We start from the raw sequence: 25,247 nt of genomic DNA, 5'->3' as shown, positions 1-25,247 counted from the left end.
TTCAGGATGGTCTTCATCATGGCCTCCGCGCGGTTGGGCTGAATGCGCTGACCGCTGATCCGGCTCGCCCCCCCCCCCCCCCCCCCGGCCCGGCGCGTGTCGAGGGCGCCCGCAGTGGCGCGTGGCAGGTCCCGTAAGTTGGCCAAGCGCGCGCAGTTCATCCAGATAGGCCGGATAGATCTTGGCATAGTCGGCATTGAGCCGGTTCAGGGTGTACTCAACGAGCGAGGTCGGGATCACCGGGAGCCCCGCGCGCAGCATCGCCAGGGCGGTCAGCGCCGGCTCACCCCGCACTGGCAGCTCCAGTACGTCATCGTAAGCGCGTCGCTGGAGGGTCGTGATCGTGTGCCAGTCGAGTTTGCCGCCGTGGAGCCGGGATAGGGCCAGCAGGTCGTCGGCCACCGCTTGGCGCAGGCCACCGATAGCCCCCCCCGCCGGCTGGCGGTATGCGTGGATCAAGTCGCTCATTGTTTCGCGCTCCTCCTCGTGGGTGCCGCCGGATCGGGTTTTCATAAACCTCTTTTTTTGGCGACAACCCGTTTCTTTAGGTCTGTTCACTGCGCTGCTGCGCAGATTCTAGACGAGCCGACGCCGGGCCGGCGAGTGGGTGAGCTATGCCAAAGTGGCATGTTCCGAGGGCCCGGCAATGGCGCGTTGGCGCCTCCGTGGTCGGTGGCCAGTATGCCTGCCCGGTTGGGGCGGCGGTACTGACATCTTGTCAGTGTGATACCCTGCGGACTTGCCAGCGCCGCGGACCCGAACCGATGCAGAACCACCTCCTGATCGTCGCAGACGACCTGGCCCTGAACCAGTTGATGGTCACCCAGCTACAAGGGCTGGGCTACCCGGCGACGGGCGTGACCTCGTGGCGGGCGGCGGACGATTTCCTGGCCGCCCATGAGTCGCCCCTGATCATCGCCGACGTGCGGTTGCGCGATGGCGATACCCTGGAGCGCCTGCCCGATCTGGTGAGCCATCAGCCGGTGGTGGTGCTGGCGGCCTTCGGCTCGGTGCGCAGCGCGGTCGCGGCCATGAAGGCCGGGGCCTATGACTATCTGCTGACACCGGCGAGCCCGGAGGAACTGGCCCTGACGGTGCGGCGCGCACTGGACGACGCGGCCCTGCGCAGCGACCACCGGTTCTATCGGCAGCGGCTCAAGTCGACCGAGGGGGCGGGCGGTTGCATGATCGGGCGTAGTGCCGCCCTGCGGCGGATCGAGGAGAGCATCGGGGCCGTGGCCGGCACCGACATCAACGTCTTGATCCAGGGGGAGGGTGGGTCCGGCAAGGAACTCGTCGCCCGCGCCATCCATGAGCGCGGCGACCCCGCTCGCCGCCATTTCGTCGCGGTGGACTGCTGCACGCAGTCGGCGCGAGACTTTGAATCCGTACTCTTCGGTCACGAGCGGGGTGCCTTCGCCGGGGCCGACCGGCAGCGGCGCGGTCTGATCGAGAGCGCTCAGGGTGGCACCCTATTTCTCGACGAGGTCGGCGAGCTCGAGCCGTCGACCCAGGCCAAGTTGTTGCGCGTCCTGGAGACCGGCGTATTCCGGCGGGTCGGCGGCACCAAGGACCTCCGGACCCATGCCCGTATCGTCGCTGCGACCCATCGCGACCTGTACGCGATGAGCGGTCAGGGGCAATTCCGCTCCGACCTCTTCTACCGCCTGAGCAGCTTCGTCATCGCGGTGCCGCCCCTGCGTGAGCGGCGCGAAGACATCCCCGCGCTGGTCGCCCATTTCATGCAACACCACAACTGTTCGCGCCGTGTCCCCCAGGTCGTCGGCGGCGCGGCGCTGCGCCAACTCACCGCCTATGATTGGCCCGGCAATGTGCGCGAACTCAAGAACTTGATCGAGCGTGCTATCATCCTCTCCCGCGAGTCCAAGACCATCCGGGCCGACCACCTGGCCCTCGGTGCGGGTCATGGCCAGGCCAATGTCAAGGTCTCGATGCATTTCGAGCAGGCCCCCACACTCGATGAACTCCAGGCCGAATATCTGCGACTGCAACTCGCCAAACACTCCGGGCACCGCGCCAAGGTGGCGCAGGTGCTGGCCGTGAGCGAACGCAATATCTATCGGCTGATCCGCCGTTACGGGTTACATGAGCCGTCTTGACAGCAGCGTCGACAACGAATGAAAAATACGAACTTCACGAATATCTTGGGGGCGCGTATCGCGCTCGGGCTGTTCCTTACCGCACTCCTGTTGTTGAGCTGGCGGGTCTTGGCCCCGTTTGTTATACCGGTGGCCTGGGCCGCGATTCTGGTCTATGTCACCTGGCCCATCTACCGCCGGCTGCGCACGCTCTTTGGGCGCAAGGTCAACCTGAGCGCATTGTTGATGACGCTCTTTCTGACGCTGACCTTTGCGCTGCCCCTGCTGTCCATGATCGGCATGCTGCAGAAAGAGGTGCCGGCCGCCTATAGCCGGTCGGTCGAGGTCCTATTGAGCGGGCCGGAGTCGGTGCCGCCCGCTATCGCGCACATCCCGTGGCTCGGGGAGGAGGTTCAGCGGGTGCTGGCACTCTCCGCCGACGACCCCGAGGCCCTGCGCAAGGAGGTGGTGAAGTGGGGCAAACCCTGGGTGGATGAATCGCTGGATGTCCTGGGCGGCATCGGCTTCACCGCCTTCAAATTCATCTTTGCACTGTTTACCGCATTCTTTTTTTACCGTGACGGCGAAGAGTTGCTGGACCAGGTGCGGCGTCTGCTCTACGGGTTGATCGGCGCCCGCTCCGGGGCCTATCTATTCGCCATCGGCACCACCACCAGGGCGGTCCTCTACGGTCTGGTGCTGACCGCGCTCGCCCAGGGCGTGCTGGCCGGTCTGGGCTATTGGGCGGTGCGGGTGGAGGCCCCGGTGTTGCTCGGTGTCTTGACCGCGATCCTGGCCCTGGTCCCCTTCGGCACGCCCCTGGTGTGGGGGGCGGTGAGTGTCTGGTTGATGGCCAACGGCCACACCTGGGCCGGTCTCGGGCTGGCCGCCTGGGGGCTCCTGGTGGTGAGTCAGATCGACAATGTGCTGCGGCCCATGTTGATCAGCAGTTCCACCCGCATCCCCTATCTGCTGGTGTTGTTCTCAGTGCTGGGCGGCATCTCCGCCTTCGGCCTGCTGGGGCTGTTCCTGGGCCCCATCGTCATCGCCGTGCTGCTCGCCGTCTGGCGCGAATGGCTCGAAGAGCAGGTGCCCCGTAGCCAACTCACCTATAGCGGCGAGCGAGTCCCGGCGCCGGTGGATGGCGATGGCCCGGCGGCGGGCCCGCCGGAGGATTGAGCGCGCTGCGGGAGCGCCGACATCCGGTGGGAATGCGGCCCGCTCAGAACCGGTAGACCTTGTTGGTCGAGGTTCCCTCGACCTTGATGCCGGGGGTGTTGGTGAGAAAGTGCCGTCGGGCCTTGAGATCGAGCCCGAGTTTCTGGAGGGCCTGGCCGATGTCCGTGGCAGGGTAGCCGCCTGTGGGCAGTGGTTTGCACAGTTGGCGTAGCTTGGTCAGGAGCACGGCGGGGTCGCCCGTGGGGGCTGGCGCCGGTGGTGCGGCGCTCGGCTCGGTCGCGGCCGGCTGGCGGGCCAGGCTGGGCAGGGTGCTGATGAGTCGCCGGGGCGGTGGCGCGGGGGCGCGGGTCTTGGCGGGCGTCGGCAGAAGCAGCGTCGTGACCCGGCTGCTGCGGTAGCAGGGCGGGTCGCTGTCGACACGTTCACCATCCGTTAAGCTATGGTAATTGGGCCGCTATCCAGGCTGCTATGCCTCGACCGGCCTGAGGGATACCGTCCGTGGCCTGGGTCCTGGCATCCCGGCCAGGACGACCAAGGTCGGTGCTTAGGCCGGTATCAGTCGCCCATCCCGTAGCTCATAAAAATCCGGGTTGCGCTGTGCCACCAGGGCGAGCAGGTCGTCGAGGATGTCGCCCAGCGCCAACTCGCGGTCGGGGGTGCCGACCTGAAAGGGGCGCAATAGGGGGGTTCCCCCCCCACCCCGACCCTCCCCCACCAGGGGGGAGGGGGTAAGCGGAGTCGCCGCTACCAGGGGTGCGGTGGCAAAAAGATCGTCGGTTTGACCCGCTGGGGTGGGCGGTGTCGGCGGCGGTGGCGCCGCCGTTTCGGGAGCCGCTCCGGTCTGGCCCGAGTCCAGCAGAATCAGGTAAAAGCGCTCGAATTGTTCCTCGCGGTCCGCCGGGTCGTTGCGTCCGGTGAACAGTTGCAGCCGGGCGTGGGCGTTGAGGAAGGTGGAGCGGCGCTTGTCGGTGCCGTCGTTGGCCGCCTCGCTGTCCAGGAAGAAGAGCCCGGCGAGCACCGCGTAGGGGAAGCGCCGATGCAGGGTCACCGCCTCCATCAGCATGTCGCCGCGCCGGTTGACCAGGTTCTTCTGGAAGTTGCGGGTCTTGCTGTCGCGAAAATTGATGGTCTTGACCGAAATCCCCAGCAGCAGACCGGACTCCTCGGTCGCCCAGGTCACGTCCACCTTTTTCGCCCCCAGACCGCCGGCCATGCGCCGCTCCGCACCCGCACCCGCGCCCGTCTCGGTGCCGGCGCCCGGCCGCGCCTCCTTGAGCCCGCGCCGTCGCAGTTCGGTCCCCAGTGCGAGTGCGACCTGTTGGGAGACCAGCTCGCTGTAGCGCTTCTTGGCCGCCTGGGGTGCCTCGTCGCCGGGCTTGGGGGGCAGGGTGGCCAGGGCCGCGGTGAGTGCGTCGTCGATCTCAGCCATGGGTGCCGCGCCCCCGGGTCAGTCGGCGGTCGAGCAGGTATTCGCGGGCCGCTCGCAGGGTGTCGAGCGCCTCGCGGGCGAGTCCCAGTCCGTGGCGCAGGATCAGGTCATCGACGCGCGCCGTGGCGCGGGTCTCGTCCCCCTGGCCCAGTAGCCGCTCGACCTCGGGCAGCAGCGCCTCCAGTTCCGCGGCCAGTTGCGTCACCAGGGTGATGGAGGGGACCGGCAGGGCGTCGATCTCACGCGGCTCGTGCTTGAGCATCCCGCCGCCGTAGACGCGCCCGCCGATCTCGGCACCGAGCAGGGACAGGCTGTTGAGCGCCGCCAGCGGCAGCAGCCGACGCCCCAGGTCGCGGCGCGACGGCGTGAGCCGCACCCCGTAGATGGAGTTGAGGACCAAGGCGTCGGCCTGATTGGCGAGCAGGCGCGGGCGCCGATGGTTCATGTAGGTGCAGAACAGATCGGGTCGGTCCACCAGGGGCACGCGCCACCAGGGGCTGCGCACCCGACACTTATAGGCGTCGCTCACGCCCTCGCGCTTGCCCTGGGCGATATAGCGCCGGGCCGCCGCGGTGGGGGTCTCACCGGGGGCAAAGAGCAGCGTGGCGGCCCCGGCCTGACCCAGCCGTTCCCAGTCCGCGCGGTCGAAGTGCAGGCCCATCAGGTGCCGGCCGCCCGGCGGTGAGATGGCCAGCAGTTCATGGGCCGGCAGCCGCAAGGCCGCGGCGCGCGCCGGTGAGAGTGCGAAGAAGCCATTGTTGCCGGTCACCGAGCCCAGGAAGCTGCCGCCCCACCGGGCCATCGGCTCGAAGCCATCGCCCTCGCTCACCGCCCCATAGAGCGCCAGCACTTCGGCCGGTAACAGGGCCGAGGTCCATTTGGTGTCGGGACGGGGGTGAAAGCCGGTCCAGCCCTCCTGTGCCAGCGACTGCATCAGGTCTTGTGGCCGGGCGGCCTGATAGACCTCGAAATGGTCGGTCCCGCCGGACCCCTGGGCGAGCAGCAGGACCACGTCCTCCAGCACCCCGGGGAACACCAGGTGGTCGAACAGCACCAGCCGCACCCGGGCGAAGCGCCGCAGCAGAAAGTGGCGGATCTCGGTCGCGTATTTGACCGACAGCAGTTCGGCCGGCAGCACCAAGCCCAGGCGCCCCTCCGGTTTCAGGAAGGCGCCGGCATGCACGACGAAGGCCGCCCAGGAGCTGGCCAGCCCGCTGAGTCGCACCCCTTGGCGCAGCGCCGCCGCCAGTGCGCGGGCGCGCGCCTCCCCGCTGAAGTGCTGATAGCGCACATAGGGTGGGTTGCCGATCACCGCGTCGAACTCGGGCCGCGCCTCGCGGACGAAAAAATCGCCCTCCGCGATGGTCGCCGCGGCCCCCAACCCGGCCAGCAGTTGCCGCGCCACCGCCGCGGTCTCACGATGGATCTCGTGTCCGTGCAGGGCCGCTGGCCAACCGGTGTCGGTAAGACCCAGTTCGCGCAGGCGCACCACCGCCTCGGTGAGAAAGGCGGCCTCGCCGCAGGACGGCTCCAGCACCCGGTCGGCGGCGCCGCGGATGGCCCACACGGCGATGAAGCGTGCAACATCCGTGGGGGTGAAGTAGGCCCCGCGCGACTTGGGGTCGCCGGGGCGTGGTGGTGCTGCGGGATCGGGTTCCATGGCGTCGCTCATCCTAGACACGGACTGTCTCACGCCAAGACGCCAAGACGCCAAGGCTCTCTTCTGCGATACCGCCGACTGGGCGCGCCGCACCCCAGTGCGTCCCGGCCCATCGGCAAAACGCGACGCCGCGGCCGCTTGCGAGATCGGGCCGCACTGGGGTGCGGCGCGCCCAGTGGCCGGATTGATGCTCAAGGCCCAACCGCTTGCTTACTTGGCGCCTTGGCGCCTTGGCGTGAGACTCTTTCTTCACGATTCAGCGGCCCGATGAGGGGTTCAATCCCAATTGAGTGCGCCGCCGGTCTGGTATTCGGTGACCCGCGTCTCGAAGAAGTTCTTTTCTTTCTTGAGATCCAGCACCTCCGACATCCAGGGGAAGGGGTTGGTCGCGCCCGGGTATTGCTCCGCCAGGCCGATCTGGGCGCAGCGACGGTTGGCGATGAATTGCAGATATTCCTCGAACAGCGGCGCATTGAGCCCCAGTACCCCGCGCGGCATGGTGTCGTGGGCGTATTGCGCCTCCAACTGCACCGCCTCGCGGATCATATCGATCAGCTCCTGCTTGAAGGTCTCGGTCCACAGGTGCGGGTTCTCGATCTTGATCTGATTGATCACGTCGATGCCGAAGTTCATGTGCATCGACTCATCGCGCAGGATGTATTGGAACTGCTCGGCGGTGCCGGTCATCTTATTGCGCCGGCCCATGGAGAGGACCTGCACGAAGCCGACATAGAAATAGATCCCCTCGAAGATCACATAGAAGGCGACCAACTCCCGCAGCAGCTTCTGGTCGTTCTCCCGGGTGCCGGTATGAAAGTGCGGGTCGGCCAGATAGCGGGTGAAGGGCAGTGCCCATTCCGCCTTGCGTGCCACCGCAGGTACTTCGCGGTACATATTGAAGATCTCGCCCTCATCCAGGCCCAGGCTCTCCACCACATATTGATAGGCGTGGGTGTGGACGGCCTCCTCGAAGGCCTGGCGCAGCAGGTATTGGCGGCACTCGGGATTGGTGATGTGCCGGTAGACGGCCAGCACCAGGTTGTTGGCGACCAATGAGTCGGCGGTGGAGAAGAAGCCCAGGTTGCGCTTGATGATCGTGCGCTCGTCGTCCGTGAGACCGTTGGGGTCCTTCCACAGCGCGATGTCCGCATTCATGTTGATTTCCTGCGGCATCCAGTGGTTGGCGCAGGCGTCCAGATATTTCTGCCAGGCCCAGTCGTACTTGAAGGGCACGAGCTGGTTCAGATCCGCACGGCAGTTGATGATGCGCTTGTCATCCACCCGCACCCGGCCGGCACCCATCTCCAACGACTCCAGCCCGGAGGCCCCGCCCGTGGCTTCGGTGTCGGCCCCGGCCGGCGCCTGGCGCCCGCCCAAGCCGGACAGCAGGGTGTCCTCGAAGGGCAGTTCCACCTGGGGTTGGAAGGGGTTGGGGTCGACCACCGGGGCGCTGCCCGCGGTGCTCATCAGGGTCGCGTTCTCGACCACCCCGCGACCCGGGCGCACATGGGCGCTGGTGTCGTGGGCGCTCCAGCGGGCGGGTGCCGGCGGCGACTGGGTGGGCCGGGCCGGCTGGACCGCGGCGCTTGCGGTGCGTGCGGCGGGCCGGGTCACGGCGAGCGGATCATCCCAATTGAGCATGGCGGCGGGTCCTCGGTGTTGGCGATCGTTGCAGGGTCGGCGCGGGCCGTTGGGGGCGCTTGCGCGATCTGCCCATTCTAGGCAAAGGTGCGCAGATGTCCAGGGCGGATTACAACATCTAGTGCCTACAGGGTCGCCAAGGCCCTGTATGTCGTGGTGCGAGGTCAGTATCCGGCGATCGGCGCCCGACTGCCGCTGGGGTTGGCCAGCGCCCGGGCCGGCCCCTGCGAGTGTTGGCAACCCCCCCGCGCGTCCGGTCGCGCAGCGATCGGACGTCGTCGGTTTGCTTGCCGGGAGCGAAAGCGTCTATCGTTGTCACCCTTCAGGGTCGCGGCCGGGCCGGCGCCGGGTGTCCCGGGCCACTCAAGGACCAGTCTCGACCTGAAATGTCCGGCCCGTGGGGTGCCAATTGGCGCCCCCGTCGGCAGACCCGACACCGACGGTCCTTCATTTATTCTGCCGCGAGGAGACGGCCTTATGATTCAAAAAGTCGAAGTTGACGTACCGACCTGTATTGGCTGCGGGACTTGCTGGGTAGTGTGCCCCGATACCTTCCGCGAGGTGGAGGTGGGCGAGGAGTACAAGGCCGGCACCACCGGTCGGTTGGCCGCCGAGAAGCAGTTGCGCGAGGTCGCCGAGGGCTGCCCGAGCTTGTCCATCGCGCTCTTTGACGACACCGGCGTCGAGGTGTTTCCCACCGAGGCGCGGCGCGAGGAACTGCGCCAGCGCTTGCAGTGGTGAGTCGGCGCCGGCCCTGAAGGTCCGGCCCCGGCGGACTCAGGGCAGGAAGGAACAGCAGTAATCGGTCACTGATCGGACCCGCAATCCAAAGCGTTCCCCGGCCCCCACCTCGAACGCCTGGCCGCCCGCGAAGGTCTGCCAGGCGTCCGTTCCGGGGAGTTGTACGTCTAGGTCCCCCGCCAGGATCTCCATCAGCTCCCCGCTGCTGGTGTTGAACTCGTATTCCCCGGGCTGCATGATCCCTAAGGTCTTCTTGGTGCCGTCCGCAAAGAGGACGGTGCGGCTCGTAACCCCGCCGTTGAAAAAGATGTTCGCCTCGCGAACCACGGTGACTTGGCTGAACTCGGACATGACGGATCTCGCTGCTGACTGGAAGGGCGCCCGCGGGCGCTCGGGCGCGGCAGTTTACCGGGTTCCCGGGCTGGCGTCTGCGCGGCTTGAGTTGCGCCGGGGATGCGGCGACAATTCCCGGCCCTGTCCCGTTCCCCAGGTCTGCCCATGATCCAGCTCGGAATCGATTGCCTGCTCGCCGACCCGGGGCTCCGTCGGCCTCTGCGCGGTCGCCGTGTGGCCGTGCTCGGCCATCCCGCCTCGGTCACATCCAGCGGTCGTCACAGCCTGGATGTCCTGATGGAACTCGGCGATCTACAGATCACCGCCGCCTTCGGCCCCCAACACGGGATGCGCGGGGACAAGCAGGACAACATGGTGGAGAGCGCCGATTGTATCGACCCCTGCCACGGTATCCCGATCTTCAGCCTCTATGGCGACGTGCGCTATCCCACCCCGACGATGCTGGAGCACTTCGACGTGTTGCTGGTGGACCTGCAGGACATCGGCACCCGCATCTATACCTATGTGACCACACTCGCCTACCTGCTGGAGGCCTGCGCCGCTGCGGGCAAGTCGCTGTGGGTCCTGGACCGGCCCAACCCCGCGGGCCGCCCGGTCGAGGGCAGTATCCTCAAGCCCGGCTGGGAGAGTTTTGTCGGGGCCGGGCCGCTGATCATGCGCCACGGGCTCACGCTGGGTGAGTTGGCCCGTTGGTTCGTCGGTGAGCGCCGCCTGGACATCGACCTGCAAGTGATCCCGATGGATGACTATCGGCCGGATGAGGCGCCGGGTTACGGCTGGCCGCTGGCGGAACTGGCCTGGGTCAACCCCAGCCCCAACGCCTCCAGCCTGAACATGGCCCGCTGTTTTCCCGGGACCGTGCTGTTTGAGGGGACGACCCTGTCGGAAGGGCGGGGGACCACCGTTGCACTGGAACTGGTGGGTGCCCCGGACCTGGACTTCGGGCGCATCCTGGCGCGCATGGAGTCCGAGTGTGCCGCGTGGACCGCGGGTGTTTTCATCCGGCCCTGTTGGTTTGAGCCGACCTTTCACAAACACGCCGGCCAACTCTGCTCCGGGCTCCAGTTCCATACCGATAACGCACAGTACCGCCATGACCAGTTCAGGCCCTATCGGCTGATTGCACTCCTGCTCAAGTCGCTGCGCCTGGAATACCCGGACTATCCGCTGTGGCGTGCCTTTCCCTATGAGTACGAGACCGAGCGGCTCGCCATCGACCTGTTGGCCGGCGGCACCGATCTGCGCGAGTGGGTGGATGATCGAGCGGCGCGCCCCGGCGACCTGGAACAGTGCCTGGCGGCAGACGAGGCGGATTGGCTGGCGCAGACCCAGGGCCTACGCCTCTATGCGTGAACTTGGCGTGAGCAATTGCCGGACGGTCGGTTGAGGGTTGGCCCTGAGCGTTGTCGCGACCTTGAACCACGACTTCCACTACCAACCCTTCTATTGCGAGGAAAACACCTGGTGGCTGTGCATCGAGCCGCTCCTGGGTGCTGGCGAGCGCCATGTGGTCTTTCTCTTGAGCCGCGTCGGGCGTTGTCCGCTGCTCCACCAGCGGGAGGCCCCGCCGGGCGAGCTGATCGCCTGGGACTATCACGTGGTGGTGGTGGACGGTGAGGGTAGGGTCTGGGACCAGGATACCCGCCTGCCGCTGCCGACCCCAGGCCTGGACTGGCTGGATCGGACCTTTGCCCTGGCCGACCAACTGCCGGCCATCTATGCCCCGCTGCTCCGAGTGATCCCGGCAGCCGACTACCGGCGCGAATTTGCGAGCGACCGCAGCCACATGCGTGACCTTCGCGGCCGCTTCCAGCGCCCGCCGCCGCCGTGGCCGCCGATCGGGGAGGGCATGAACCTGCATGCCTACCTGGACCCCGAGGCCCCGTACCCAGGGCGGCTGCTTGACCTCCCGCAAGCCCGCCGCTGGCTGCGGGTGAACCGAGCAGGCGTATAGCGCCCAACGCTTGCGCTTTCAACTGTCCCGCAGGCACTCCGCCGGATCGATCCGGCTCGCCCGATAGCCGGCGGCAGCCGCGGCGATCAGGGCGACCAGCAGGGTGGCCGCGGCGGCGCCGGCCAGGTGCGCGGGTTCCAGCCGGCAGACATAGCCCTGGCCGGCCAGGTTCTGACCGAGGCTGCGGTTGAAGGCGAGGGCGCCCGCCAGATAGGCCAGCGCGGCGAGCAGGAAGGCCAGCGCCGCGATGACAGCGGACTGGACCAGCGGGATCAGGAGCACGGTGCCGGGTTGGAAGCCGAACAGGCGCAGCAGTGCCAGGTCGCGGTGTTTGCGCCCCACGTTCACCCAGAGTGCGCCCCCCAGGGCCAGCGCGCCACCGGTGAGTCCGATCAGTGCAATGACCCGCAGGATGAATGAGAGTGTCCGGTCGAAGGCACGCACGGTGGCAATCCGCTCGGCCTGGGTGCGGATCTCGATCCCCTGTAAGCGCAGGGTCGCGGCCAGGGTGTCGACCCCCTCCAGATCGCGGGCATAGAGTCGGGCGCCGGCGAACTCCAAGCGGGTGTCGGCGTTGAGCGTGTGCAGGTCGGCGAGGGTGGGGCGCAGACCGTCGCGATAGTCCTCGGCGGCGACCAAGAGCGCCAGGTGGGTGAAGACCGCCTCACGCGCCACCATCGCCTCCGGGATGATGCCGATGACCTCCAAGGCCAGCCGGGCTTGCTCCGGGCTGCCGTTGCGGGAGCGGCGGAACACCCCGCTCAGTGGCGCGCCGGACGCGAGCCCCAGGCGTTTGGCCAGGGTCTGCGTCAGCAGCACCTGGTCCGCGCGGGTCGGGGCGGAAAGGCCGGGCGGCAGGAGTGGGTCGCCCGCGGCGGTCGGGATCAGGTCGATCGCCTCCGCCGGGCGCAGGGCGCCGTCCAGCAGGTCGATGGTGGCGTTGATGGTGCGTGTGCGGGGTAGTAGGAAGCCGACATCGGGGCGCCGCGCCAGGGTCTGGAACCAGGCGCGGTCCAGATGGTGGGCGCCGTAGATGATGACCTCGCGGGTACGCGGGTCGTTCAGCAGGTCCTGGCGCAGGGTGGCAATGACGCCGGTCTTGAGCCCGAGCAGCAGCATCAGTGGGGCGATGATGGCGGCCACTGTGAGCACCAGTACCAGGGTGGCGCGGCGGTCGTGCCAGAGGTCGAGCAGTGCCAGCCGGCCGCCCTCCCAGTGGGACTGGGGGGCGGCGGGGTCAGGATGTGGCGGGGGCTGAGTCACGTTGGGTGCCGGATGCCGCAATCCGCCGCTCAGGCGCGGATCACCTCAATGCGCCGACCGTGCGGACTGGTCTGCTCGCAACTCGCGGTGCGCTGCGCGAGCGGCGGCTGATGCGACCGGCGGTCGAAGATCACCAGCCAGCCAGTGTCCAGTCCCAGTCCGGCCAGGTAACCATCCAACTGGTCCAGTCCTTCGGCGAGCGGGTCCGGCGCCCCGTCGCGCCAGACCTTGAGTTCCATCGCCAGCGTCAAGGCCCCGTAGCGCAGACACAGGTCCATGCGCCCGGAGCCGATGGCATATTCGCGCTCCAGCGCGCCGCCGCCGTTGATGACCCGGTGCAGGAAGGCCATCAGGACCAGGTGCGGGGCGATTTCGTGATAGGGGGCGCTGCTCAGGAGCGGTTGGCCGTGGCGGCGCCAGAAGACGAGAAAGGCGTCCAGCAGGCGCTCGGGGTTCAGGGTGCCGTCGGTGTTGAGCCAGGTCGGATTGATCTGAGGCAGCGATGCCTGGGAGGTGAAGGTCAGTGCGCGGGGGAGCACCTCGCGGTAGATGGGGTTGGCGATCGTGAGCCCCTGACCCTGAGCCATCCGGCATAGCCCCAGGTCGATCAGATATTGGATGTCGTCCTCGGCGACCTCACCCAACTGGGTGCCGGCCAGCATCGGCTCGATGACGCGGCGCACCCGCTCCTCGCGCAGCTTGTCAGACAGTTGATCCAGATGGGTGACCCGGTTGAGGATCAGATACTCCTTGGCCTCCTCGATCAGGTCCACCGTGATCGGGCGTGTGCGGTCGCGGCCCGCCGGCATCTCAAAGCAGGTGTGATAGGCCAGTGCATTGACCAGCCAGGGTTGGCCCCGGGTGAGCTGCCAGACCAGCGCCAGCGCCGCAGCCGTGAAGACCTGGCCGGTCTCGGCGGTGTGCTCGCCGAGCAGCGTGCTCACCTCGGCGGCCGTGAAATCTCCCAGCCGCAGTGATTTGGCCTTGATGTTGAATGCGCTGCCGCCGGTGATGGGACTGGATTCGGAGCGCGCATGGATCCGATAGTCGCGCAGATCGCGCACCCTGCACAGGATGACGGTCTGCGGGAAGGCGGTGGGGCGCTGGGTGTAGCCCGCGCGCAACTGGCGCAACACCGAGATCAGGGTGTCTCCGACCAGGGCATCCACCTCGTCCAACAGCAGCACCGCCGGCCGCGGGTCGGCCGCGGCCCAGAACTCCAGCAGTTGGGCGAGTCGGTCGCCGGCCGGCACGGCGGCGCCGCCGTCCCGATACCAGTCGGCGAGCCGCCCATCCCCCAGATAGAGCCGAGCCGAGCGGCCCAGCACGCTACAGATGGTGGCCATCCCGTCGTCGACATTCTCACGCGCGCTCTGTGCCCCTTCGATGTTGGCATAGAGGGTCCGATACTGGCCCGCGCTGTTCAGGAGTTCCATCAGCGCCAGCAGGCAGGTGGTCTTGCCGGTTTGGCGCGGGGCATGGAGCAGGAAGTATTTTTTCTGCTCAATCAGCCGCAGGACCTCGTCGAGGTCCCAGCGTTGCAGGGGCGGCAGGCAATAGTGGTCTTGCGGTCGAACCGGGCCTTCGGTGTTGAAAAAGCGCATGGAGTCAGCTCGGCATCTGGGAATTCCGGCATGAATGATTAGGCATCGTCCGCAAAGAGTTCGTCCAGCGTGTGGGCCTCAAAGACCCGCTCCGCCAATACGATCAACCGGTCGACATCGGCAGACTCCAGACGCTCGAGCGCATCCGGGGGCAGTGCTCCAAAGCGCTTTTCGAGCAGGCCGCGTAATAGGCGGATGCTACCGCGCACCTCGCCGCGCGCCTCCCCGACAGCGATACCGCGACGTTCGACAAAACTCACATATGGCATCTGCAAACCCTCCTCGATTCGGTAGACCTCATCGGTGTATTGCAACTCCAGGTCATCAGGTAGTCGGAGTATCCAATCGATAAAACGGTATAGATCGATGATCTGCTGCCGACTTAAGCCCCGCTCGTAGAGGCGCCGGGTCAGAGCAAGTTTGCGCGCGTACCGGGCCTGGTCGTCGCCGCGCGTCGCTTGGGCGGCCAAATGGGCGAGCACCACTGTCGCGAACGGATTGCTGTCCGCCTCCAACTCGGCCTGTCGCGTCCCATAATCGAGCAGTTTGATGCTGGGGAAGACCAGCCCCAGACGGCTGCCCCAACGCCCGACCGCGAATCCGGCTGGACGCCAACCGGGTGCGGTATCGGCCAAGACTGCCAGGCTGACAATCTCGCGGCGGTAGCGGTCGTAGATGCGGTAGCCGTAGACGAACATGCGTTCCGGAAAATCCGGGTCCCGTTGGCCCTGGACCTCGATATGGACTAGCAGCCATTCCTCGCGGCCGTCGGCCAGGAAGACCTTGATCAGCTTGTCAGCATAGCGCCGCCCCAGTTCGGCGTCCCGGACCACTTGAGCCAGTTCCTTGTCGAGCGGTTCGAAGCCACGCGACCAGTCGATCTCCAAGGCGGCCGCGGGGAAAAAGAAGGCCATAAAGTCCGGGAAGTAGCCTTCCAGGATATCCTTCCACGGGCTGTCGAAGTCGTCGGACATGCTTCGGAACCGGTCGGTGAGCTGGGTAAACGCCTCAATGGCGCGAGCGATGCCTGAATCAAAGGGCCTTGGTTTGAGTATCGATCAGTCTGCCTGGGCTTAGTAAGGCAGTGACTTATGGCTTACGCTTTGTGCTTGATGGGTGGCTTTCGCCGACAATACGATGGATGGCGAGAAATAGTGTGAGCACCACTCCTGTTTCCTCGACTTTAGCTATTTCCTTCGCCTTAGAATTATTATAATCAATGTGTTGTGGTTGCTCATAGAAGCGCCAGGGGTTCCTCGCGGGGTACCCGTCGGTCCAACGGTTCCTTAACCTCGATTAATTCTAGGTGCTCTTGTTTTTCAATACGTTAGCCAGGGCGGCCGTTAGGAAAATGGCCCAAGTCGCGGTTACCTGGTCTAGCTCAACTTATTTGGTCGTCTGAATCAATGATTTTTTCTCTTGTGTGATTTTGCCGTGCATTACTCTCTCGAGCCTCAATCGAGGCATCTCCAAAGGTGTTTAATCTTTCGTGCGAAGGATTGGATGACCAATAAGCTGCGCATGAGTAGTTTATTATTTCTTGCAGCTCCGTTGATGGTGCGCGAGTGAGTCTAATCTTGGCAATGGTTGGTCCTAGTATTTCAATGGTGCCGCCTAAAAAGGAGCTAAGGTGTATTATATTCGCGGCGACGCGCCAACGCTGCTCGTCCCAGGACTGTAAGGAGTCTTCGATTATCTCCCTTATAGCGAGAAGGATCTTGCCTTTTTCGTCTGAATTGGCATTGGCAAACAGAGAGTAAACGGCTGAATAGCCTGTCCAGTCGAGGCGAGATTCGGGGAGGTTAAATGCTTCTCCGGTCAGTGATTCAGTAATTGTCTTCTTCCAATCCATAATTTTTCTCACTTTAGGTTATTGTTGAATCGGTCCCCATCGGGTGCCAGAAGGTGAAATAAAGAATGCCTCCATACTCAATAAGTTGATTTCCGGGTTTGCGTACATAACCCACTCTCTGGCGCCTCCAAGAGTTAAGCCTGGGGAAGAGGGGTTTCGGCCGTTTACAGATGTGGGGGGTGGGCTTTCAATTCTTACAGCAGGAGGTACAAAAAATACGAGGACGCATCCATATGATCTTATTAATCGAAGGGGGTCTGCATCAATGGGGAGTGGCCTTGGTGTAGGGCTGAACATTGGGCTGGGGGTCGACGGAAAAGACATCCGAAAAGCGAAGTCTTCAGCCCGAGTGCATACCGCCACAGATTGTGGGTCGGTAATATATATTCTCGTTGTTCCAGGCGTGCCCATTCTGGGAAGAGGTCCGCCACTTGTCCTGCTTCTATGTAATTCTGGCTCAATAAAGTGTTCCCAAACAAATCCCGAGATTATTCGGACGGCAATAGGTGGTGGCCCCACTATCGGGCGCATATCTGTTAAATGGATGGGGTATGGCATGATGAGGTTTTGTGGCTTATTGCATAAAGCAGAATAAAATGAAGAGGGGGGCTAATGTAAGCATGATGGGGTGGCGAAAAAAACGTCTTGGGGGCGGGCCGCCGGGGCACGCAGCCCCAGGCCCGCCCGCGGCTTGCTAGGACCTGTTGTCCTGCTTGGTCTTCTTGACCGCGCGCTTTTCCTTGAGGCTCAGATCGGACTTTTTCTTGGTCTCTTTCTTGGGGCTGCGTTCTTTGCTCATGCTCTTCGTTCCTGGCCGGTGCCATGCTGGTTGATCGGCCGTGCGGCCGACGGTGGACTCTCACGCGATAGGCGGGATGCGGCGTCCCCGCCGGGCAGGCGGGGGCGCGATGACGCGCCAAGGCTCCGCAGAATGGGGGCGGAACCTCAGTGTTTCAAGGGTGTCTAGTCCTCGCTGCGCTGATAGGCGTCCGCCAATTGCTTCTGGATGTTGGCCGGGACCGCCTCATAGTGGCTGAGTTCGATGCCATAGGTCCCCTCGCCGCCGGTCAGGGCCTTGAGGCGCGCGTCATAGCCGCTGAGTTCCGCCAGCGGCACCTCGCCGTCGATGGCGATGTGCCCGGCAGTCTTGGTCTCGCTGCCGCTGATGCGCCCACGCCGGCCGGACAGATCACCCGCCAGATCGCCCATGCAGGAGTCTGGGGCGGCGATGCGGATCTTCACGATCGGCTCCAGGATCACCGGTTTGGCCTTGTCGATGGCGTCGATGAAGGCCTTGCGCCCGGCGGTGGAGAAGGCAATGTCCTTGGAGTCCACGGGGTGGAACTTGCCGTCGTACACCGTGACCCGAACGTCGTGCAGCGGGTAGCCGGCGATGGCGCCCTCGGCCAGCACCTGACGCACGCCCTTCTCGATGGAGGGGATGAAGTTGCCCGGGATGACGCCGCCGACGACGGCGTCGACGAACTCGAACCCGCCACCCCGTTCCAGCGGCTCGATCCGCAGGAAGACCTCGCCGAACTGACCGGCGCCGCCGGTCTGCTTCTTGTGCCGATGGTGCCCCTCGGCCTTGGCGGTGATGGTCTCGCGGTAGGGGATGCTCGGCGCGCTGGTCGTCACGTCCACATGGAACTGCTCGGAGAGCCGCCGCAGCAGGACCTTCAGGTGTAGTTCACCCAGGCCGCGCATGATGGTCTCGTTGGTGGCGGCGTGGTGCTCGACGTGGAAGCAGGGGTCCTCGGCCTGGAGCTTGTGCAGTGCGTCGTTGAGCTTCTGCTCGTCGCCGCGCTTGGCGGTGGTGATGGCGAGCCCGAACACCGGCACCGGGCACTCCATGGTGTTCAGGTGGTGGTGATCCTCGTCGTGCGAGTCGTGCAGCACCGCATCGAAGTGGATCTCATCCACCCGGGCGACCGCCAGGATGTCGCCGGGGACGCCTTCCGTCACCTCGATCTGCTGGTTGCCGTGGAGCCGGAACAGGTGGTTGACCTTGAACGGTTTGCGCGCATCGCCGATGAACAACTGGCTGTTCTGGGCGATGCGCCCCTGATGGATGCGGAAGATGCCCAGCTTGCCGCGGAAGGGGTCGTTGATGATCTTGAAGCAATGGGCCAGGGCGTGCCGGGTCGGGTCCGGCGCGACACTGACCGGTTCCATCCCCGCGCCTTCGCCCTTCATGTAGGCGGGCGGGTTGCCCTCGGACGGGTTGGGCATCAGCCGCACCAGGATCTCCAGCAGCTCCGGGATGCCGGCCCCGGTGGTGGCGGAGCAGTAGCAGATCGGGATCAGATGGCCGTCGCGCAGCGCCACCTCGAAGGGGTCATGCAGTTGTTCGGGGGCCAGGTCTTGGCCCTGCTCCAGATAGACCTCCATCAGGGCCTCGTCCACCTCCACCACCTGGTCGATGATGTGGCCGTGGGCCTCGGCGACCGAGGAGAAGTCCGCACCCTCGCCCTGCGGCTGGAAGAAGCAGTCGATGACCCGGGTGCCGCCGTCCGCCGGCAGGTTGATGGGCAGGCACTCGGCGCCGAAGGTCTCGCGGATCTGGCTGGTGAGTTCGCCCAAGTCGACATCGGGTGCGTCGATCTGGTTGACGATGACGATCCGACACAGGCTGCGGTTGTCCAGCAGCTTCATGATGCGCTGGGTGACCGACTCGATCCCCGCCTGGGCATTGACGACGACCGCGGCGGTCTCCACCGCCGGCAGCACCGAGATGCTGCGCCCCAGGAAGTCCGGGTAGCCGGGGGTGTCGATGATGTTGATGTGCTTGCCGTGGGCGTCGAGACTGGTGATGGCGGAGTCCAGCGAGTGCTGCAACTCCTTCTCCAGCGGGTCGAAGTCGCACACCGTGGTGCCTTTGGCGATGCTGCCTGCCACGGGGAGCACCCCGGCGGCGACGAGCAGGGCCTCGACCAGGGTGGTCTTGCCGCTGCCGGCGTGCCCGACTAAGGCGATGTTGCGGACGTCCTCGGCATTGTAATCAGACATCGGTGATCCTGTGTTGGATGGTAACGGGCATGACGGGCGCGGATCGACGGAGATCGGCCGGTCGGGTCCCGTCTGGATGGGTCACAAGCCGGAAATTATACCGTAACTTCCCGCCCGGCCCGGCCGTTGGCGGCGTGAAATGTGCGCGCGCGGCATGATCGTAGACACAAAACGCCGGGCAAAAAAAGGCGGCCTTTCGGCCGCCGAAGGACGCACAGCTAGGGAGTGGTAAAACCGTCTCTAGGGCGATTTTGTTCTGATAACCCGATGATGACCCTCGATCGTTCGTTAGGTAGCTAACGGCTGACTTCGTCGTGGTCTCGGCGGCCGATCTTGAGCCAGGTTCCATGGCGTGATTCTAGGCCGGGTTGTCGATCATCGGCTATGTGATTGCTGGAATTTCATCTTCAATGCTGACTTCGCTGCGCTTTCTGGGCCGGGGGCCGACCGGGGGACTAAGGTCGCGGGCCGCAATTGTCAAGAAATCTTAACGTAAGATACCACAGGTCGAGATGCAAAAGCGGCATTGGTTCTCAGATTTATTCAATCCTTTTGATGTGGCCGAGCCGCCGCGTCAGTCGATCCGGTTCAGGGCCTGACATGGTCGACCGTCACCGCGACCGTCGGCCCCTCGGACGCCTTGAGCGGGCCCGTCTGTCCCTCCAGGTCGCCCGGGCTGGGCGTGGCCTCACCGCGCTTGGAGATACGCGCCCCGACCACGATGGCGGGGAAGGCGGAGAGCCGCATGGCCGGCATCATCGCCATGCTATCGTCCAGGGTCACGGTGGTCGGCAGGTCGGCGGCCTTGATGCGCAGGGCCGCCAGCGGCATGGGTGGCCCATTCGCGGCGCGGGCGAAGATGAACACGGTGTCGTCCGGGGCGGCCTGGGCGGCGAGCGCCGGTGCCAGTGCGACAGTCACCTGGATGCGCCCGCCCGCGGCCAGGGCGCCCGTGTTGGCCGCTTCGTCCCCGGCCGGCACGGCCGGCTCCGCCGCCGGGGCCGGTGTTGGCGCCGCGGCCGCCGGCAGGCCCGCGCGGCGGCGTGCCTCCGCGACCATTTGGGTCATCTCGGGTATTTGCTGGGCGTCTTGACCGGCCGGGTCGATTTCGTCCAAGACCCCTTGCCAGGCCTGTGCCGCCGCGGCGAAACGCCCCTCTTGATAGGCCAGCATGCCATCCAGCCAGCGGGCGCCGGGGTTGGTGGGCTCCCGCTCCAGGGCGCTGCGGATCAGCTCCGCCGGGCGTCCGTTGAGGTTGTTGCCGGCGTTGGCGGCCAGGGCCTCGGCATAGGCGACCAATACGTTCGCCTGCCCGGGGGCGAGTTGGTAGGCGTGTTCCACCGCCGCCAGGGCCTTCGCCGGTTGTTCCATGGCGAAGTAGGTGCGTCCGAGCATCAGCCAACCGTCCACGTTGCCGGGGTCTGTCTCCAGGCGTTTGGCCAGCCCCTGTACCAAGGCATCCAAGGGCGGTGCCTGGTCCGCCGGGCCAGCCGCGGCGTCCCCGGCCCCGCCGGTCGCCGCGAGCGCCCCGATGATGCCGGGATCGCCGAGTTGCAAATAGGCGAGGATGGCCCCCGCGGGCAGCGCGAGCGCCAGGACCAGCGCCAGGATGGGCGCCCGCCCGGCACCGGCCGGGGGCGCCGCCGCGACTGCGGGGCCCCCGGCGAGATCATGCAGCAGTTCCCGCTCCAGGTCTTTGAGCGCCGTGTCGTACTGCGCCTGTTCGAGTACCCCGGCGGCCAGGTCGCCGTCCAGTTCCTCGCGGCGACGGCGAAAGACCTCGAGATTCAACTGCCCTTGGCTCGGCCTGGCGCCCGCCGTCGGGGTGCGCAGCAAGGGCCACAGCATGAACAGGACGGCGAGCGCGGTGAGTCCGGCGGCGAGTATCCAGAAAATAGTCATTTGGCTCGGTCTTGTTGGTCGTCGCCGGCGGCGAGTAGTTGCGCGATCCGGGCCTCATCGGCCGGGCTCAGTGTGGGTTCGGGTGCGGTGCCCTGGCGGCGCAGGCTGCGCAGCAGCAAGAAGCCGCCGACCCCGACCAGGATGAATGGACCGAACCACAGCAGGTAGGTCGATGGTTTGACCGGGGGCTGGTACAGCACGAAGTCGCCATAGCGGTCGACGAGAAAGGCGACGATGGCGTCCTGGTCCTTACCCTCCTTCATCATGGTGTAGACCTTGCGACGCAAGTCCTGTGCGACCTCCGCCCCGGAGGCGGCCAGGGACTCGTTCTGGCACACCAGACAGCGCAACTTGCCGGTCAGCTCGCGGAAGGCCTGTTCCTGGGCCGGGGTGTCGAAGGTGAACTCCTGAAGCGAAGCGGCCGGGGCCTCGGTCGGGACCAGGCCCCAGGCGAGCAGGGCGCCCAACAGGGCGGGGGCGAGCAGGTGTTTGGTGCTCATTTCGTGGGGCCATACTGTTGAATAACGGGCAGCATCTCTTCCTCCCAGACCTTGCGGTCGATGGGTCCGATGCGTTTGTGGCGGATGATCCCGTTGGGGTCGACGATGAAGGTCTCGGGTGCCCCGTAGACCCCCAGGTCGATCCCGACCTGATTGTTCGGGTCGTAGAACACCATCGCGTAGGGGTCGCCGAAGCGGTGCAGCATCTCTAAGGCGGCCGCGCGCTCGTCCTTCCAGTTGAAACCGATGACCTGAACCCCGGACTCACGCGCAATCTGTACCAGCTCGGCGTGCTCCTGGCGGCAGGATGGGCACCAGGAGGCCCAGACGTTGACCAGTGAGACCTTGCCCTTGAGCAGATCTGAACCGATCATCTTGCCGGGGTCCTTCAGCGACTCAAGCTGGAAGGCCGGCAAGGGCTTGTCGACCAGGGGGGAGGGGACCTTGCTGGGGTCCAGTCCGAGCCCCTTAAAGAAAAGCCAGACCAGCAGTATAAATACCACCAAGGGGATAAGATAAAAGAAATAGCGGCTGGCGCTACGAGGCTGGTCCTTCTCTGGATGCGGATTATTGTCGGATTTCATGGGTTACTCGAGCGGATTGTTGATGCATTGAAATGCCGATTCGATTCTTTATCCTTCAGGCCGCCGCCGCGACAGCGCCTGATGCAGGCGCAGCGCTCGTGCGGCGGCCTGAAGCACGGTAGCGGCGGTCGCTCACGGCGAGTCCGCCGCCCAGCGCCATCAGGATCCCGCCCAGCCAGATCCAGCGTACATAAGGCTTGAAGTAGAGACGTACGGCCCAGTCGCCCTGGTCGCCCACGGGCTCACCCAGTGAGACATAGAGGTCGCGCAGCAGGCCAGGGTCGATCCCGGCCTCGGTCATAGGCATGCCGCCCGCCACATAGGCGCGCTTTTCCGGGCGCAGGACGGTGACCTTGCGGCTGCCCTGGTAGACCACGACCTCGCCCCGCCTGGCCTGGTAGTTCGGCCCGGTGCGGGTGGTCACGCCGTTGAACTGGAAGCGGTAGCCGGCCACCTCGTGCGATGCCCCGGGTGACATCCGCACGTCGGTCTCGATGCCGAAGCTGGTGACCATGGCGACACCGACGATACTGGCCGCCATGCCGATATGGGCCAGCCACATGCCGTACCAACTGCGGCCTTGCCCTTTGAGGTCGGTCGTAAACCCACGCAGCCCACGATGGGTCAGGCGCTCGCCCAGGGCGATCAGGTGTGTGAGTACGATCCAGGCGGTAAGCCCGAGCCCGAGTCCGACATGGAAATTGCCGGGCAGGACCTTGCCGGTGGCGGCGAGCCCCCCCAGTGCCAGGCTCAACGCCAGCGCGACCCACAGCAGGCGTAGCAGCCGGGCCGGCTCATCGTGCTTCCAGCGCACCAGTGGGCCGATGCCCATGGCCAGCACCAGCAGCGGGGTGAGTGCGACGAACATCATGTTGAACCAGGGGAAACCGACCGAGATCTTGCCCCAGCCGGCCGCCTCATAGATCAACGGGGCGAGGGTGCCGAAGAGGACCAGCGCGCCCAGGGTGGCCAGCAGCAGGTTGTTGATCAGCAGGAAGCTCTCGCGCGAGACCAGATCGAAGCGCCCGCCGCCGGAGATGGCTGGGGCGCGCCAGGCATAGAGCGCGAGCGAACCGCCGATGACAATCACCAGGAAGATCAGGATGAAGGCGCCGCGCGCCGGGTCGGTCGCAAAGGCGTGAACCGAGGTCAGCACCCCGGAGCGCACCAGGAAGGTCCCCAGCAGCGAGAGCGAGAAGGCGGCGATGGCGAGCAGTACCGTCCAGCTCTTGAAGGCCCCGCGCTTCTCGGTCACCGCCAGCGAATGGATCAGCGCGGTGCCCACCAGCCAGGGCATGAAGGATGCGTTCTCCACCGGGTCCCAAAACCACCAGCCGCCCCAGCCCAACTCGTAGTAGGCCCACCAGGAGCCGAGTGCGATGCCGATGGTGAGGAAGATCCAGGCCACCGTGGTCCAGGGCCGCGACCAGCGCGCCCAGGCGGCGTCCAGGTTGCCGCCGATGAGCGCCGCGATGGCAAAGGCGAAGGCGACCGAGAAGCCCACATACCCCATGTAGAGCATGGGCGGGTGGATCGCCAACCCGAAGTCCTGGAGCAGCGGATTGAGGTCCCGGCCCTCCATCGGCACCGGAAAGATCCGCTCGAAGGGGTTGGAGGTCAGCAGCATGAAGAGCAGGAAGCCGATGGCGATCATCGCCTGGACCGCGATGACCCGCGAGATCATCGGCAGCGGCAGGTTGCGGCTGAAGCTGGCGACCGCCGCGCCCCAGCCGGCGAGCAGGAACGCCCACAACAGCAGCGAGCCCTCATGGGCGCCCCACACGGCGGAGACCTTGTAGATGGTCGGCAGCAGGCTGTTGGAGTTGCTGGCGACATAGAGTACGGAGAAGTCGCTGGTCAGGAAGGACTGGACCAGACAGGCGAAGGCAATACCTAAGAAGGTCAACTGCCCCCAGGCCAGCGGCCGGGCCATCTCCATCCAGGCGCGGCGGCCGTTGAATGAACCCCAGAGCGGCACGACCGCCTGGGTGATGGCGAGCCCCAGGGCCAGGATGAGGGCGAAGTGTCCGAGTTCGGGGGTCATTATTGGGTTACCTTCTCAGGGCGCGCGGCCCCCTGCAGGTTGGGCGGGTTGGCCGCCGCTTTGGCCACGCCTTCGGCATGGGCGGTCTTGAGGCTATCGGCGACCTCGGGCGGCATATAGGCCTCGTCGTGCTTGGCCAGCACCTCCTCGGCGCGGAACACCCCGTCCGGTCCCAGACGCCCCCTGGCCACGGCCCCTTGCCCTTCCTTGAACAGGTCCGGCAGTATGCCGGTGTAGGAGACCTTGACGGTCTGCGCCAGGTCGGTCACGTCGAAGGTTACCGTCAACCCGTCCGCTGCCCGCGCGAGCGAGCCCTTGGACACCAGCCCGCCGATCCGAAAGACCCGGTCGGTCGGGGCCTCATGCTTCACCACCTGGCTGGGGCTGAAGAAATAGGAGATGTTGCTCTGCAACGCGCTGATCGCGAGCGTCGCCGCGGCGCCGACGCCGAGGATCGCTACCGCCACCAGCACCAGTCGTTTCTGTCTGGCCTTCATGTCTGCTCTCCGGCGTTGCGCAGCCGCAGCAGGCGACCCAGGCGGGCCAGGATGGTTCGCCGCTGGCGGCGCAGGCCCACCGTCTCGGCCATCAGCAGGGCCAGCGTCATGCCATAGGCGCTCCAGACATAACCGGCGAAGCCGCCCTGTGCAAGAAATTCCGTGACTGACTTCATGCTGGCCGGCCCTCACTGCGCAACAGGTCCTGAACCCAGGTGGTCTCGGCCTCGCGGGTGAGGATGATGCCGCGCAGGCGCATCAGTGTGGTGGCAAATGAATACATCCAAAATCCCAGGGTCATGGTGAGCATCGCGAACAGGATATTGCCGTCGACCTTGCCGAGCCCGGAGCGCTGGTGCAGGGCCGCACACTGGTTGGGGTCGGGGCAGTTGATGGACCAGAAGATCACCGGCACCATCACGAGTCCCACGATCGCCAGCAGCGAGGCCGCCCGATCCGCCCGGCGGCTGTCGTCGATGGCCGAGTGCAGGGCAATATAGCCGACATAGAGGAAGAACAGGATCAGCTCGGAGGTCAGGCGCGGGTCCCAGTCCCAATAGGTCCCCCAACTCGGGCGCCCCCAGATGGCCCCGGTCCAGAGCGCCAGAAAGGTAAAGATGGCGCCGGTCGGTGCAATGGCGTTGGCCATCATGAAGGACAGCCGGGTCTTGAAGACCAGCCCCACCGCGGCCCAGAGCACCAGCATGCCGTAGAGCCACATCGACATCCAGGCGGTGCCGACATGGATGAAGATGATCCGGTAATACCCCTTCTGGGCATTGCTGCCGCCGAGCTGGTCCGGGGTCTCGAAGAAGCCCCAATAAAACGCGAGCAGGATCAGGGCGGCCGCCAGCACCCAGAAGACCGGGATCAGCCGGCCAGCCAGTGGGTAGAAGGTCGCCGGGGAGGCAAATCTGGACCAGGAAAGTGTCATC

23 protein-coding genes are annotated in these 25,247 nt (G+C 65.7%); 5 read left to right on the top strand and 18 right to left on the bottom strand.

The annotated features are described in order from the left end of the window. The coding region (locus QZX93_RS18435) for a hypothetical protein (protein WP_295394825.1) at nt 1-513 on the bottom strand (513 nt) is incomplete at its 3' end. Nucleotides 514-764: 251 nt separating this feature from the next. On the opposite strand from QZX93_RS18435, the gene QZX93_RS18430 reads away from it, so the two are divergent. Then, nucleotides 765-2,120, top strand: coding sequence for a sigma-54 dependent transcriptional regulator (locus QZX93_RS18430; protein ID WP_295392949.1), 1,356 nt, complete (start codon nt 765-767; stop codon nt 2,118-2,120). 18 nt (nt 2,121-2,138) lie between these two features. Next, entirely contained in the window at nt 2,139-3,278 is a 1,140-nt protein-coding gene (locus tag QZX93_RS18425) for an AI-2E family transporter (RefSeq protein ID WP_295392950.1), read from the top strand. Between the two features lie 43 nt (nt 3,279-3,321). Here QZX93_RS18425 and QZX93_RS18420 read toward each other — a convergent pair whose 3' ends face one another. From QZX93_RS18420 to QZX93_RS18405, 4 genes are all read right to left on the bottom strand, one after another. Then, a complete protein-coding gene (locus tag QZX93_RS18420; RefSeq protein WP_295392951.1) occupies nt 3,322-3,504 on the bottom strand; it encodes a hypothetical protein in 183 nt (60 codons plus the stop codon). 318 nt (nt 3,505-3,822) lie between these two features. After that, nucleotides 3,823-4,707, bottom strand: a complete 885-nt coding sequence (locus QZX93_RS18415; RefSeq protein ID WP_295392952.1) for a hypothetical protein — start codon at nt 4,705-4,707, stop codon at nt 3,823-3,825. Further along, nucleotides 4,700-6,367 (bottom strand): N-6 DNA methylase, encoded by a 1,668-nt coding sequence (locus QZX93_RS18410; protein WP_295392953.1) that lies wholly within the window; start codon nt 6,365-6,367, stop codon nt 4,700-4,702. The genes QZX93_RS18415 and QZX93_RS18410 overlap by 8 nt, the downstream gene beginning before the upstream one ends. Nucleotides 6,368-6,643: 276 nt before the next feature. Next, nucleotides 6,644-8,008 carry a ribonucleotide-diphosphate reductase subunit beta gene (locus tag QZX93_RS18405; RefSeq protein ID WP_295392954.1) on the bottom strand — a complete coding sequence of 455 codons (1,365 nt, stop codon included), beginning with the start codon at nt 8,006-8,008 and terminating at the stop codon, nt 6,644-6,646. Between the two features lie 477 nt (nt 8,009-8,485). On the opposite strand from QZX93_RS18405, the gene QZX93_RS18400 reads away from it, so the two are divergent. Further along, entirely contained in the window at nt 8,486-8,749 is a 264-nt protein-coding gene (locus QZX93_RS18400) for a ferredoxin (RefSeq protein ID WP_295392955.1), read from the top strand. A gap of 36 nt (nt 8,750-8,785) precedes the next feature. Here QZX93_RS18400 and QZX93_RS18395 read toward each other — a convergent pair whose 3' ends face one another. Then, nucleotides 8,786-9,100 (bottom strand): pyrimidine/purine nucleoside phosphorylase, encoded by a 315-nt coding sequence (locus tag QZX93_RS18395; protein ID WP_295392956.1) that lies wholly within the window; start codon nt 9,098-9,100, stop codon nt 8,786-8,788. 147 nt (nt 9,101-9,247) lie between these two features. Here QZX93_RS18395 and QZX93_RS18390 point away from each other — a divergent pair, with 147 nt between their 5' ends. Further along, complete coding sequence (locus QZX93_RS18390) at nt 9,248-10,456, top strand: DUF1343 domain-containing protein (protein ID WP_295392957.1); 1,209 nt, start codon at nt 9,248-9,250, stop codon at nt 10,454-10,456. 61 nt (nt 10,457-10,517) lie between these two features. Continuing rightward, complete coding sequence (locus QZX93_RS18385; protein ID WP_295392958.1) at nt 10,518-11,057, top strand: hypothetical protein; 540 nt, start codon at nt 10,518-10,520, stop codon at nt 11,055-11,057. Between the two features lie 18 nt (nt 11,058-11,075). Here the strand turns inward: QZX93_RS18385 and QZX93_RS18380 are convergent, their stop codons facing one another. The 12 genes from QZX93_RS18380 to ccsA all read right to left on the bottom strand — a co-directional run bounded on the left by QZX93_RS18380 (nt 11,076) and on the right by ccsA (nt 25,246). Continuing rightward, the gene (locus QZX93_RS18380; RefSeq protein WP_295392959.1) at nt 11,076-12,320 is read right to left on the bottom strand and encodes an FtsX-like permease family protein; all 1,245 of its coding nucleotides are present in this window, start codon (nt 12,318-12,320) and stop codon (nt 11,076-11,078) included. Between the two features lie 29 nt (nt 12,321-12,349). Further along, nucleotides 12,350-13,924, bottom strand: coding sequence for an AAA-like domain-containing protein (locus tag QZX93_RS18375; protein ID WP_295392960.1), 1,575 nt, complete (start codon nt 13,922-13,924; stop codon nt 12,350-12,352). 38 nt (nt 13,925-13,962) lie between these two features. Continuing rightward, entirely contained in the window at nt 13,963-14,898 is a 936-nt protein-coding gene (locus QZX93_RS18370) for a cytosolic protein (RefSeq protein WP_295392961.1), read from the bottom strand. Nucleotides 14,899-15,305: 407 nt separating this feature from the next. Continuing rightward, complete coding sequence (locus QZX93_RS18365) at nt 15,306-15,776, bottom strand: hypothetical protein (protein WP_295392962.1); 471 nt, start codon at nt 15,774-15,776, stop codon at nt 15,306-15,308. Between the two features lie 963 nt (nt 15,777-16,739). Next, complete coding sequence (gene fusA / locus QZX93_RS18360; RefSeq protein WP_295392963.1) at nt 16,740-18,785, bottom strand: elongation factor G; 2,046 nt, start codon at nt 18,783-18,785, stop codon at nt 16,740-16,742. A gap of 588 nt (nt 18,786-19,373) precedes the next feature. Continuing rightward, nucleotides 19,374-20,687, bottom strand: a complete 1,314-nt coding sequence (gene ccmI / locus QZX93_RS18355; RefSeq protein WP_295392964.1) for a c-type cytochrome biogenesis protein CcmI — start codon at nt 20,685-20,687, stop codon at nt 19,374-19,376. Next, a complete protein-coding gene (locus tag QZX93_RS18350) occupies nt 20,684-21,187 on the bottom strand; it encodes a cytochrome c-type biogenesis protein (protein WP_295392965.1) in 504 nt (167 codons plus the stop codon). Before QZX93_RS18350 ends, ccmI begins: the two co-directional genes overlap by 4 nt. Further along, the gene (locus tag QZX93_RS18345) at nt 21,184-21,771 is read right to left on the bottom strand and encodes a DsbE family thiol:disulfide interchange protein (protein ID WP_295392966.1); all 588 of its coding nucleotides are present in this window, start codon (nt 21,769-21,771) and stop codon (nt 21,184-21,186) included. The genes QZX93_RS18350 and QZX93_RS18345 overlap by 4 nt, the downstream gene beginning before the upstream one ends. Before the next feature lie 55 nt (nt 21,772-21,826). Beyond that, nucleotides 21,827-23,815 carry a heme lyase CcmF/NrfE family subunit gene (locus tag QZX93_RS18340; RefSeq protein ID WP_295392967.1) on the bottom strand — a complete coding sequence of 663 codons (1,989 nt, stop codon included), beginning with the start codon at nt 23,813-23,815 and terminating at the stop codon, nt 21,827-21,829. Then, complete coding sequence (gene ccmE, locus QZX93_RS18335; RefSeq protein WP_295392968.1) at nt 23,815-24,312, bottom strand: cytochrome c maturation protein CcmE; 498 nt, start codon at nt 24,310-24,312, stop codon at nt 23,815-23,817. Before ccmE ends, QZX93_RS18340 begins: the two co-directional genes overlap by 1 nt. Continuing rightward, nucleotides 24,309-24,488 carry a heme exporter protein CcmD gene (gene ccmD / locus QZX93_RS18330; RefSeq protein WP_295392969.1) on the bottom strand — a complete coding sequence of 60 codons (180 nt, stop codon included), beginning with the start codon at nt 24,486-24,488 and terminating at the stop codon, nt 24,309-24,311. Before ccmD ends, ccmE begins: the two co-directional genes overlap by 4 nt. Beyond that, complete coding sequence (ccsA, locus tag QZX93_RS18325) at nt 24,485-25,246, bottom strand: cytochrome c biogenesis protein CcsA (RefSeq protein WP_295392970.1); 762 nt, start codon at nt 25,244-25,246, stop codon at nt 24,485-24,487. The genes ccmD and ccsA overlap by 4 nt, the downstream gene beginning before the upstream one ends. Nucleotide 25,247 lies beyond the last annotated feature (1 nt).

The organism is uncultured Thiodictyon sp., assembly GCF_903946935.1.
Classification (GTDB): Bacteria; Pseudomonadota; Gammaproteobacteria; order Chromatiales; family Chromatiaceae; genus Thiodictyon.
The sequence above is the reverse complement of the archived record's forward strand: the minus strand, read 5'-3'. Positions and strand labels throughout refer to the sequence as shown.